This window comes from Shewanella psychropiezotolerans, assembly GCF_007197555.1.
GTDB classification, from domain to species: Bacteria; Pseudomonadota; Gammaproteobacteria; order Enterobacterales; family Shewanellaceae; genus Shewanella; species Shewanella psychropiezotolerans.
In genome coordinates, this window is sequence record NZ_CP041614.1 from 314,036 (window position 1) to 326,451 (window position 12,416).

Genomic DNA, 12,416 nt, shown 5'->3' on the forward strand with positions numbered 1-12,416 from the left:
TATGGAGGAACTGATATGCATATTTCCAAAAGCCTTTTATTTATATCTATGGGTTTGACGCTAAGCGTTCAGGCCGAGACTATCACTCGAGATAACGGCGCAGGTGTTGGTGATAATCAAAATTCTATTACAGCCGGTAGCAATGGCAGTGTGTTGTTGCAAGATGTTCAGCTAATACAGAAACTACAAAGGTTTGCCCGAGAGCGAATCCCAGAGCGTGTGGTACACCCACGTGGCGCCGGAGCACATGGCGAATTTGTTGCCAGTGGCGATTTCAGTGAACTGACTCGTGCGACTCCCTTCGCGGAGAAAGGCAAGGTGACGCCTGTTTTCGTGCGTTTCTCTTCGGTCATTCATTCGAAAGGGTCTCCTGAAACCTTAAGAGATCCTCGCGGTTTTGCGACAAAATTTTATACCGATGAGGGCAACTGGGATCTGGTAGGGAATAATCTGCCTGTGTTCTTCATTCGAGACGCGATTAAGTTCCCAGATATGGTGCACTCTCTTAAGCCATCTCCAGTGACCAATATTCAAGATCCCAATCGATTCTTCGATTTCTTTAGTCACGAAGCGGGCTCGACTCACATGTTGACCTGGGTTTATACCAATTTAGGCACGCCAAAAAGCTATCGTGAAATGGATGGATGGGGTGTTCATGCCTATAAATGGGTGACTGAAGACAATAAAGTTAATTACGTCAAGTTTCATTGGCAGAGTCAGCAAGGTGTAAAAGGACTTCGTCCTAATGAAGTCGCTGAAGTACAAGGTAAAAACTTTAACCATATGACTGATGACCTCTATCGAGAGATAGGTCAAGGCAATTTCCCTAAGTGGGATCTCTATGTGAAAGTGCTATCGTCAAAGCAGTTAGGTGACTTTGATTATAACCCATTAGATGCGACTAAGATGTGGTTGGATATTCCCGAGACTAAGGTGGGTACCATGACGTTGAATAGAATGCCGGATAATTTCTTTCAGGAAACTGAGCAAGCGGCATTTTCACCTGCAAACTTGATTGCCGGAATCGAGCCATCGGAAGATCGCCTGCTTCAGGGGCGAATATTCTCTTATGCCGATACTCAGATGTATCGTCTAGGGGCGAATCATTCCATGCTGCCTATCAACAGAGCAAAAGTGAAGGTGATAAATCACAATCAGGAAGGCGCTGCAAACTACGCTAATACTCGTTCCGATATCAATTATCAACCGAGTGCACACTTAGATCTAGCCGAAGATAAACAGTATAAGGCGGTAAACACTCAACTTACTGGGTATGTGCAGCAGAATGCCATCACTAAACAGGATAATTTCTCTCAGGCTGGGGTGCTCTACCGTAGCTTAAGCAGGCAGGATAAAACCGATTTGATCACTAACCTAGCTGGTGACTTAGGTAAGGTCAGTGACATTAACGTGAAGACACAGATGCTGAGTCATTTTTATCGCGCCGACAAAGACTTTGGTCAAAGGTTAACTAAAGCGGTAGACGGTAACCTTAGTGACGTGAAGCAAAGCGCCAAGATGTAGCCATGACTTAACTCGTACCAAGCTGTGATCCATTAAGTCCCGCAAGACGTATATTAAGCTCTTTTCTGCCCTGTTTAGAGAGTGCGTCTTGCGGGCATTTCCCGAATTTTACCCGTATGTATTTGGTGGGGGACTCGATATAACCGAGCTCACGCTCTTAGATTATTTATCTGTTTAGGTGGTGGCTTTTGCTATTTAACTCTAATGGGTAGGTGTAAATTAGCGGAAACCGTGCGAGGTTTCATATTAGTGTAATTATTCAGTCATGATCTTATGGCGAAATAGTGCCGGAAAATAGCAACATAATATCGAGATCTCTGCATCAAGCCTTCGGAGTTAGCGTTAGGCGATATCGCCTTGTTTCGGGGGAATTTGATTTAATGCATTCTAATCGAAGGAAATGATATGAACCCATTAGAAAAATCCATTCTGGCCCTTGGCATATCCGTTTTATGGGTTTTACCAGCGCTTGCCGACAGTGACATTTATGTTACCAATAATTCAGATCAGATAATTTCAGTGGATGTTATCCATACCGGCTCGGGTAGACTGGAGAAAGGCAATGAATGGCAACAACACACGGACAGTTTAGGCCCTTGGGAGACCAAAGTAGTGCTGAGTTTTAATCGTTGGGAAGGGGTTGAGTCGGGGCAAGACTACAATTTTGAAACCCGGCTCACTAATCAGCTGGGGGAGTCTGTTTCCTTGCATCAGAGAGTCGAGGGTCACTGGTATAATTCGACCATGAAGCATGGTGCCAGCGCTGACGATTTAGATCTGCAATGGCAAGACAATCGCGATATTTATCGGTATCAGACATTCAGTCCATATTCAGGACTTTCAGAGTTGTCATTCAAGGCGGACAACACCGCACGATATGATGATATTTATTATGCTCTCACCCCGGGGAAAATAGACGAGCAAAAGGATGACAATGAAGACTTGCTCAAGGTGATGACCTATAACATCTGGGCCTTACCTGTTATTGCTTCTCATATCCAAGACCGCTTAGCCATATTACCCGAGTATATGCGAGGCTATGATGTCTTGATGCTACAGGAGGTGTTTGCATCTGGGCGGGGAGACTTCTTGCGTCAGTTGGCCGAGGAATATCCCTTCCAGACCGAGATGCTCAATAAGCCCGGGGTTAACATCTATGATGGTGGAGTGGTCTTAGTCAGTCGCTTCCCCATAGTCAACCAGAGTCAGTACGTGTTCCCCGATTGCACCGGCACTGATTGCTTTACCGATAAGGGGGTCAATTACGCCGAGGTGATAAAGGGAGGTAAGGCCTATCACTTGTTCGCCACTCATACAGCCTCATTCGATACAGATACGGCCCGTGATTATCGCCAACGTCAGTTCAGGCAGATACGCGAGTTTGCTTCTTCGATGAATATTCCTGCCAATGAAATGGTTGTCTATGGTGGTGATTTTAATGTCAATAAGCGGAAGTTTGAGGATGACTACGCCAATATGCTGGCCAACTTAGACGCTTCGGCGCCGGAGTATGCTGGATATACTGAGTCGACCTTCGATCCAAGAGTCAATAAATTCGCCGGTGCGCCAGCTTCGGGTGGTGAAAATGTCGAATATCTGGATTACATAGTGGTCAGCAATGAATATCTAACCAAGCCGAATAATACTAATCGGGTATTAGTGCCGAGAACCACAGATCCCCGATTGTGGAAGCATTGGAACTTGTCGGACCATTTTCCTGTGACCACAGTCTTGTATTAGCAGGCTAACTGAATATGTTGAACACTAAATATATCGGAATCTTACTCATCGCCACTCTGGGGGGCGGCGCGGTTTATCTGATTGTTGCAGGGGAGGTTGGGCTGCCACTCGTTCCAGTTGCCACAGACTCAAGCATTACAGATACAAAGTTAACCTCGACTCAAGTACAGGAGTTCCCTGCAGCCATGGGATCAGAGTTCTTGTCTGCGAGTGGACTGCAGTTGGACAAGCAGGGCAGCAGGGAGATCGAGAAAAGTGCCGGCAGGGATCTAGTGACTCTTTTAGCCCGATTCTGGCGGGATTGTGTGGCAAAAGATAACTGTGATCAGGACTTGCTTGAGCAGAAGCGATATCTGAGCCAAGAACGTTATGTGCTGCTGGAGCACTTTTTACAGAATGAGCAGGCCAGAGAGGAGCTATTGGGGCTGGAGCTAGTGTCCCAGGATATCTCCTTGGAGCAAAAAATAGCCAAGGTCAAATATATCGATCGGCAAGTCTGGGGTGACGATGCCGAGCTGGTGTTTAAGGATGAATATGCACAATACCAATTCACTTTAAAGAGTCAGCAATTAAGCGAGCAGGAAGATGCATCCGGCTTCATCGACGCATACGAGCAGTTATTAAGGGAACAGCATGATGATTTAGCCAGCATGGCCCTTGAGTCTGATCTGGCTAAGTATGGGCATGGCTTGACTCTGATCCCCGATTCTTATTCGGCCTATGACAGAGAGTCTGTGACCCGGGCTCTGGGAGATAAGTTCCTGACCCAGATTCAACAGACATCTATCCTGCACAGGCAAGAACAAGTAGCTCATCAGGTTATGGAAGTACAGAGCTACAGGCAGGGACTCGATGCGCTGAATCGTGAGCTCATGAGCTCGAGGCAAACCGATAGGGCACATTTTAGCCCGGCACAATGGGAGAGATATCTGGCTCAACGTCAGTATGAATACCGTTTAAATTTCTTTGCTAAAAATTAATAAGGACCGTCATGAATATCTATAGCTTCATATCATCTGTGTTTCTGTGGGCTGTCATTTCTACGCCTATATATGCTAAACCTGTCGGCACTGGCGCCGAGACTCTGGCGAGTCCTGAGCAGCTGAGCGACTACTTCTTCGCCGCGGCCAGAGTGGGAGATATTGAAGTATTGAGTACCTTTATCGATGCTGGATTCCCCATAGATCAAGCTAATCAGAAGAGCTACACCGCTCTGATGGTCGCCGCATATGCCGGACAATATTCGGTAACCGACTTGCTGTTACAGCGAGGGGCCAATGCTTGCGTGCAAGACAAACGGGGTAATACAGCGATCATGGGGGCCTTGATTAAGGCTGAGTTTCGTATTGTCAGTCTGCTTTATTCTTACGAATGTGATGAGAGCCTAATCAATAAGTCGGGTATGAGTCTGGAAGAGTTTGCCCGTTACTGGGGCCAAGCCGACAAACTCAAAGCGATCAAAGACTCTGTTTAATGCTATTGAATATAAGTTTAAACAACTAAGTTGGAGTTTGAATCAGAGTGACAAATCGCTCTTCTGGTTTGTCACTCGGTTGCACTCTGTTTGGTAAGGTTTGGAATTGATATCTATGTCTTCCATGCATGTAACATATGCAAATAATGCAATTTAAGCATGATGACTTTTGCTTTATGCTAGCAGTATTATTTCAGAGGAGTTCATCATGTTCAAAGCACTGGTTTTAACTCAGGAAGGCAAAAGTACTCTAGCAAACATCACTCAGCTCCAAGAGTCTGATCTCCCCGAAGGTGAGGTGTTAGTCGATGTCGCTTATTCATCGTTGAACTATAAAGATGGACTGGCTGTAACTGGAATTGGCCGTATTATTCGTAATTTCCCTATGGTCCCTGGTATCGACTTTGCCGGTGTGGTGAGTGAATCAGCCGATCCGCGTTATAAAAAGGGTGATGAGGTTATCTTGACTGGCTGGGGAGTTGGTGAGAATCACTGGGGCGGCATGGCAGAAAAGGCTCGTGTTAAAGGCGACTGGTTAGTCCCTATGCCACAAGCTTGTAATGCCAAGAAGGCCATGATGATCGGCACGGCGGGTTTAACCGCCATGTTATGTGTGCAGGCATTACAAGATGCCAAGATCACACCTGAATCTGGTGAGATTCTTGTGACAGGTGCTAGCGGTGGCGTGGGCTCAGTAGCTATATCTTTACTTGCGAGACTGGGCTATAAGGTTGTGGCGAGCTCTGGACGAGTCGAGCAAAACAGCGAGTTGTTGATTTCACTCGGAGCCAGTGAAGTGATCGAACGTAGCGAGCTAGAGCAAGATTCTAGGCCATTAGAGAAGCAGCGCTGGGCTGGTATCGTCGATACCGTAGGCAATAAAGTGCTGGCAACGGCGCTGGCCCAGATGAACTACGGCGGCGCCGCGGCTATTTGTGGTCTTGCAGGCGGTTTTGCACTGCCAACAACCGTGATGCCGTTTATTTTACGTGGTGTAAGCCTACTCGGTATCGATTCGGTTTCATGTCCCTTGGAAAAACGCCAAGCAGCTTGGGAGCGAGTCATAGAGCTATTACCGGAAAGTTACTATCAGCAAGCGGCTCAGACCATTGAACTCGATGAGGTCGCAACCTATGCCGATAAGATAGTTAAAGGCCAAGTCACTGGCCGAGTACTGGTTAAAGTTTAACGTTATTGCTCCGTCGCTTTTCTATCTAAGCCCAGATTTTGCTGGGCTTTTTATTGTCTGGATTATTGCTTAAGCAACTGACGAATTAAAACCGTTATCTCTTGCCTTAACCACTTGTGGGCTTTATCCCGCTCAGATTTGGAATGCCAAAATAGGTTGTAGTCTAATGCTGGGATCTCAAAAGGAAGTGGTTTAAGCCTGAGTCTATGCTTCGATGCTGCAAGCTCAGCCATACCCTCAGGTAAGGTGATGATCAAAGGATGAAATTTTAATAAAGCTAGCGCGCTGTCTAGATGAGAGGTTCTTAGTAGCTCATTACGATCGGGATGTGCCACAATAGCCGAATCAACCAGGGCCTTCACACCATCGCTGATGGCTATGGTCGCGTGGGGGAAGTGCAGGTAATCTGCTAATGTGAGGGTTGAATCAGCCAAAGGATGCTCGGGCGATAATAGGCAGCTTACGCCGACTTTACCGAGAAATTCTTGACTGAGCTGGAGGGTTTGACCGATTGCCCGACAGATAGCCAGGTCAGCTCCTTGCTGGCTTAATTGTGATTGTAATTCCCTATGTTGAACCGGTATGACCTCGAGTTTGATATTGGGGGCTTTACTGTAGATTTCTGGTAGTACGAAAGGCACTAGGGCCTGCATCGCATAGTCTGTGGCGGCGATGGTGAATTTTTGCTGACATTCACTTGGGTTAAATTCTTTGGGAGTCAGTAGCTCAATCAATTGCCCTGTAGGTTGTTGTAACTGTGAATAACAATCTAGGGCGAATTGAGTGGGTACTAATTTTTGTCCTACACGGGTAAAGAGAGGGTCATTAAGCATTTCTCGCAGACGAGCTAAAATTCTGCTGGTGGCAGATTGGCTCAGATGTAAGCGCTTAGCGGCTTGAGTAACACTACACTCTTCAACCAAGATCTGTAATGCGATTAGCAAACTTAGATCCTGCCGGTAGATATCTTCTAGTTCCATACACACTTATTTAGGTATTTCTTCTCATAACACTAACACCATGGTGTGACCCACGCTTGGTTTTCCTTACCTTTCGAGCTCTTTATCTGACTTTGGAATCGATTCCAAAATACCTCTAAAGTTGTAATTTTACGTGAATTTGAACCTAGTCTGAACTTTCACAATGTTATCAAAATGTTTTGGCACACTGTTTTGTAACTCCCGTTTTGGAACTGATTCCACCTTTATGATCATCTTGTCGAAAAAAACTATAAAGGGTGATGACAGATGAGCAATAACAATCTGCTTGGACGCCGTAATTTCATAAAAGGAATGGGAGCTGCTGCCGGCGTGGCAATAGCAGCACCAGCAATGGCCATTTCTGAAAAAGCGGACGGAGTTAAATGGGATAAAGAAGTTGAGGTGCTAATTATTGGTTCTGGTTTTGCTGGCTTAGCTGCAGCAATCGAAGCCACACGTAAAGGTGCAAAAGACGTTCATATCTTCGAGAAGATGTCATATTTCGGTGGTAACTCAGCTATCAATGGTGGCCTTTTTGCAGCTCCAGGTACGCCTATGCAGAAGAAAGAAGGTGTGCAGGACTCAGTAGAAAGAATGGTTGCTGATCAGATGAAGTCGGGCCGTGGTGTTGCCGATGAGGCGCTACTAAGACATGTGGCTGAGCATGCAGTTGAAGCGCTACAGATGACTATGGATGCGGGCTCCGAGTTTCATCCATACTTACAGCAGTTAGGTGGTCATTCGGTTGCCCGTACTTACCAGACTACTGTGAGCTGTGGCGCCGGTATCACCCAACCTCTCTATAAAGAGTGTAAAAAGATCGGTGTTAAGACCCATAATCGCTCTAAGTTCGAAGGTTTCTTAGTGGGGGAGAAAGGCGAAATTCTTGGCGTTAAAATGCGTGAAAACTACCATTTCGGTGAAGATCAGCCAGGTAAAGTCATTAAGATCCGAGCAAAGCGCGGTGTGATCATGGCGACTGGTGGTTTCGCTCAGAATATTGATCTGCGTATGGCGCAAGACCCGACATTAACTTCTGAAGTGGGTTGCACTAACGCACCAGGTGCGACTGGTGAAGGTATGTATGAGATGTTCCGTTTAGGTGCAATCCCAGTGCATTTGGCTCATATCCAATCAGGCCCTTGGGCATCACCAGATGAAGGTGGGTTCGGTTATGTGTCTAACTACTCTATCTATAATTTCCCTCATTCAATGGCGATCAACCGTCTGACCGGTAAGCGTTTCATGAATGAAATTGCTGACCGTAAGACTCGCGCCGATGCCGAGTTGGGCTGTCGAGATGAGAAAGGTGAGGCGCTACCTCCTATCTTGATCACCAGCTATAAGGATTCAAAGAAGCATCCTAATACCAAGAAAGTGATTAAGTACAATGTAGGTTGGAAGTTTGACACGATTGAAGAATTAGCCAAGCACTTCGAAGTACCACTGAAGCCGCTTAAGGCGCAGATCGAAGAGTACAACAGCTACGTTAAGTCCGGCGAAGATACGCAGTTCGGTAAGAACATGACTAAGGCGAAGGACAAGTATATCCAAGCACCATTTACCGTGGTTCGTTTATGGCCGAAAGTGCATTACTGCCAAGGTGGTGTACAGGTGAATACTGAAGCTGAGGTTAAAGATAGCTTCACGGGAAAACCTATCTCAGGTCTATATGCTGCGGGTGAAGTTTGTGGCGGGATCCATGGGGTAAGCCGTCTCGGTAGCTGCTCAATTCCAGAGTGTATGGTGATGGGTATGACAGCTGCACGCAGCATGATGAAAGCCTAATTAGACCTGTAATAAGAGGAATCAATAATGAAAAAACTAAATATTGTACTCGCACTGGTCTTAACTGGCTTAGTGAGTTTATCGGCTCAAGCGGTAGAGATGCGTGACCATCATAAAGAGGTGATTGGTAAGGATTGTAAGACATGTCATGACAATGGCATCAAGCAATTTCCATCAGATCAAGCCTGCCTGCAGTGTCATGATATTGATGACCTAGCCGAGCAGACTGCACGTAGCGAAGAGGATCGGTGGCAGAATCCACATAATAATCTGCACTATGGTAAGGATCTTCCTTGTCAGGAATGTCATGGCGAACATAAGCCTAAGAAGCCTATGTGCAGCAATTGTCATACTTTTAAGTTTGATAAGCATAAAGAGTAGTGTGCTGAAGTTTAGTTAGTTTCCCACCTTCGGTCTGAACCGAAGCGACCAGCCATATTTAGTTTGTGTTTTCTGAATATGGTTGGCTTTTTCACAATGACAAGCGCTTGGTCGCTTGTTCCTTGCAAGAAATGACTTTGGCTTAGGTAATTAGATTTGCCAATAAACCTAAGAGCTGACTTCATGCGGTTATTAGTGTTGAGCGGCACTCATGTGAAACAGCTTCCCTTAATTAACTTCTTTTCAGGGAAGGTCATTTTAACAATAAGAATATAACGGTGATGTGATGAAAAATAGTATATTTTCAGGAAGAAATATGTCGATGAAAACTCTCATTAATCAAAAAAAAAGAAGACTTAGTTTAATTGGAACAGCTGTAGTTGTTGCCTTAAGTACTCCATGTGCGACTGCACAAACTGGAGATACAGAATTCAAATTTGGTGGGTATGTAAAAACGGACGTCATGTTCAGTGATTACAGCAATGGTGCCCCGGGTTCAGGGGCCATTTCCAGACAGTTTTATGTGCCAGGTGCTATTTATGGCGCAGAGGGTAATGGCGAGCAAGTTGTCGACTTTCAGGCTCGCGAGTCACGTTTTAACTTCAAAACCAGTACAAATCTTGATGGTCATAAGTTAAGTGGATTTATCGAACTTGATTTCATGACCCATGCAGATGGTAATGAGCGTATTTCAAATAGTTACTCTCCTCGTATTCGTCATGCCATCGTCAGTTTTGATAATTGGACCCTGGGCCAGACCTGGAGTACGTTCCAAAACCCTGGCGCGCTTCCTGAGAACTTAGATTTTGTCGGCGCGGCTGAAGGCACGCCGTTTGTTCGTCAATCTATGGTTCGTTATACCAATGGAGGCTTCCAGTTTGCACTAGAGAATCCTGAGACTACTGTGACTCCATATGGTGGTGGTCCTCGTATTACCAGCGGCAGTGGCATGGTGCCAGATTTCGTTGCGCGTTATAATTTTAAAACGGAAGGTGGTGCTAAGTTCACCGTTGCCGGTTTAGCTAGACAGCTAAACATTGAGCTGGGTGATCTGGATACTCAGGAGATGGGTTACGGTGTCAGTTTTACCGGTGTCATTCCGGTTGGTAGTGACGATATCAAACTTTCAGCTACGCTGGGTGAAGGTATGGGCCGCTATATGGCGCTCAATTATGCCAATGCCGGTGTATTAAATAGTGAGGGTGATATTGAAGCCATTAGTTCCTACGGTGGTTTTGCTTCATATCGTCATTGGTGGAATGATAAGTGGCGCTCAAGTTTAACTATTTCAGGTTTTAAAGCCGATAATGATGTCGCGTTAACGGGTGGCGAAGTGAATGAAGAATCGTATTCTGGTTATGTGAATTTACTCTACTCACCGGTTAAGCCTTTGACCGTCGGTGTTGAGTATATGTACGCTGAAAACACGAAGCAAAATGGTGATGACGGTGAGTTAAATCGAGTGACGTTCTCGGTTAAATATACACTTTAACTATATAAAATTAGAATGTTGGGGTTAAGTGATTTATTGCTGAAGCAACGATTCTCAAGAGAAACTCAAGGAGGCTTAAAGCCTCCTTTTTTGTGGGTGAGAATTGAAGAACGAGTTATTTCTGGTACTTTTCAGTGTTTGCCTTAATCAAGGTGATTAACTGGTTAGTCGCTTTAGTTTGTGTATCTGGATTGAGATACAGGGACTCATTAAATACCGGCAAAGGTGGCAGGTTGTGTTCGATAGGATCGAGGATCTCCATCTTATCGTTGATGCGAAACTCTGCGATAGGTGCAATGGCTAAATCGTTCTCAACTGCCATGCACAGAGCCGTTGGCGAGGGAGTGGAAAGCAGAACATTAATTGGACGCATCGATATCTGGTGGTTGGCAAAGACCTGGGCTCGAATAGGGCAGTTTTCAGGGTAGAGTGCCATAGGTACGGTATCGCGCTTGTGGGCATTGCCGCCTTTGGCCGCTGCCCAGTGAAAGCGGCGTTCAAACAGTAGTTCACCATGTCCTGCTGCTGGCGCTTGCCAGTGAGTCGCGACGATAACATCGAACTCGCCCTGATGCAGACGGTTATAGAGATTGCCACTCACATCGGTATCTATGACTAATTCGATGCAGGTGAATTCGCGAATAAACTCAAGTAGGCAGCTATCGAGGTAACGATTAATGTAATCGGTAGGAACACCGAAGCGAATAACTTCCTTGTTTTGACAATCTTTGAGTTCATTGAGCGCTTGAGAATTTAGCTGCATCATCTTATACGCGTAGTTAAGCAGGGTTTCCCCTGACTCTGTCAGCGTGACACCTTTATTATCCCTCAGTAATAATGGCCGGCCCACACTCTCCTCCAGCTTTTTAATTTGCAGGCTCAGGGTTGATTGAGTCCGACAGATCTTCTCCGCCGCCTTGGATAAATTTCCGCACTCGGCGACAGCGATAAAACCTTCTAATAATTCAATCTTAAGCATGGCCGTGTGTTGATATCGAAATAGTAAATGGTGCTACCAGTATTACTCAATATCGAATTGTATTGAAGCTTGTTACCTTATGATTGTGAAGTTGAAATTAGATTGTTTACTGGAAGTGTGATGAGGTTGATGATGAGTAACTGGGAGCAGCGTGGCAATTACTTGATAGAGGTCGCTCAACGGTGCCTGCAAGGGCATAAGACATTCGATCTGTGTCGCTCACATCTGGTGAAGGCAAGCCAGATCTCTAAAGGAACCATCTATAACCACTTCCCCTCAGAAGCCGATCTTATTGCCGCGGTAGCGTGTGCCGATTACAGCCGCTGGCTGACTCAAGCTAAAGAAGATGAGTTAAATTATAACGAGCCTTTAAAGCGAATCTTATTTCACCACTGCTGGCGCCTGCGAGATACTTTATTTAATCAACGTTTTGTCATCGAGCGTGTGATGCCAAATGCTGAGATTTTAGTGCAAGCGACTGAGTATTACCGCCATCGCTTCGAGAAGCTTCACTCTCAGTATGAGCAGTGGAATAAAGCCCTGATTAGCCAAGTTGGTGATGTTGCCGGTTTCGACAGGGCTGAACTCGTGGTCAACTATTTACGCGGCGCCATGATAAATAGCGACGATGCTAATAAGCATAGTGGTGATGTGCAGATGTACTATCAATTCAGTTACGCACTAACCCATCTGATGGGACACTCAGATAAACGTATCCCCACTAAACTTGAATTTTCAGCTTGGCTGTCAGCCAATAACCGAGTGCATGATCAACAAAAAATGTTTATGTCGGTAGCTTAATGCTGACTTTGAGGCCGCTGGGAAAAATGTTCTCAGCGGTTACCTTTCCTTGGTGAGCATCCATTATG

General features: G+C 45.7%; 11 protein-coding genes. 9 read left to right on the plus strand and 2 right to left on the minus strand.

The features are described from left to right. Positions 1-15: 15 nt before the first annotated feature. The 5 genes from FM037_RS01400 to acuI all read left to right on the plus strand — a co-directional run bounded on the left by FM037_RS01400 (position 16) and on the right by acuI (position 5,927). Complete coding sequence (locus FM037_RS01400) at positions 16-1,524, plus strand: catalase (RefSeq protein ID WP_144044523.1); 1,509 nt, start codon at positions 16-18, stop codon at positions 1,522-1,524. A 405-nt stretch (positions 1,525-1,929) separates the two neighbouring features. After that, entirely contained in the window at positions 1,930-3,264 is a 1,335-nt protein-coding gene (locus FM037_RS01405; RefSeq protein WP_144044524.1) for a sphingomyelin phosphodiesterase, read from the plus strand. 14 nt (positions 3,265-3,278) lie between these two features. Continuing rightward, entirely contained in the window at positions 3,279-4,244 is a 966-nt protein-coding gene (locus FM037_RS01410) for a hypothetical protein (RefSeq protein ID WP_144044525.1), read from the plus strand. An 11-nt stretch (positions 4,245-4,255) separates the two neighbouring features. Then, a complete protein-coding gene (locus FM037_RS01415) occupies positions 4,256-4,738 on the plus strand; it encodes an ankyrin repeat domain-containing protein (protein ID WP_144044526.1) in 483 nt (160 codons plus the stop codon). Positions 4,739-4,946: 208 nt separating this feature from the next. Further along, the gene (gene acuI / locus FM037_RS01420; RefSeq protein ID WP_144044527.1) at positions 4,947-5,927 is read left to right on the plus strand and encodes an acrylyl-CoA reductase (NADPH); all 981 of its coding nucleotides are present in this window, start codon (positions 4,947-4,949) and stop codon (positions 5,925-5,927) included. A 62-nt stretch (positions 5,928-5,989) separates the two neighbouring features. Here the strand turns inward: acuI and FM037_RS01425 are convergent, their stop codons facing one another. After that, positions 5,990-6,907, minus strand: coding sequence for a LysR family transcriptional regulator (locus tag FM037_RS01425; protein ID WP_144044528.1), 918 nt, complete (start codon positions 6,905-6,907; stop codon positions 5,990-5,992). Between the two features lie 267 nt (positions 6,908-7,174). Here FM037_RS01425 and FM037_RS01430 point away from each other — a divergent pair, with 267 nt between their 5' ends. The 3 genes from FM037_RS01430 (at position 7,175) to FM037_RS01440 (ending at position 10,568) form a co-directional block, all read left to right on the plus strand. Then, the gene (locus FM037_RS01430) at positions 7,175-8,695 is read left to right on the plus strand and encodes a flavocytochrome c (RefSeq protein ID WP_144044529.1); all 1,521 of its coding nucleotides are present in this window, start codon (positions 7,175-7,177) and stop codon (positions 8,693-8,695) included. A 27-nt stretch (positions 8,696-8,722) separates the two neighbouring features. Beyond that, complete coding sequence (locus FM037_RS01435) at positions 8,723-9,076, plus strand: cytochrome c3 family protein (protein ID WP_144044530.1); 354 nt, start codon at positions 8,723-8,725, stop codon at positions 9,074-9,076. Positions 9,077-9,392: 316 nt separating this feature from the next. Beyond that, positions 9,393-10,568, plus strand: a complete 1,176-nt coding sequence (locus FM037_RS01440; RefSeq protein ID WP_407695621.1) for a DcaP family trimeric outer membrane transporter — start codon at positions 9,393-9,395, stop codon at positions 10,566-10,568. Between the two features lie 115 nt (positions 10,569-10,683). Here the strand turns inward: FM037_RS01440 and FM037_RS01445 are convergent, their stop codons facing one another. Continuing rightward, the gene (locus FM037_RS01445) at positions 10,684-11,547 is read right to left on the minus strand and encodes a LysR family transcriptional regulator (protein WP_144044531.1); all 864 of its coding nucleotides are present in this window, start codon (positions 11,545-11,547) and stop codon (positions 10,684-10,686) included. Positions 11,548-11,679: 132 nt separating this feature from the next. On the opposite strand from FM037_RS01445, the gene FM037_RS01450 reads away from it, so the two are divergent. After that, positions 11,680-12,348, plus strand: coding sequence for a TetR/AcrR family transcriptional regulator (locus FM037_RS01450; RefSeq protein WP_144048775.1), 669 nt, complete (start codon positions 11,680-11,682; stop codon positions 12,346-12,348). Positions 12,349-12,416: the final 68 nt, after the last annotated feature.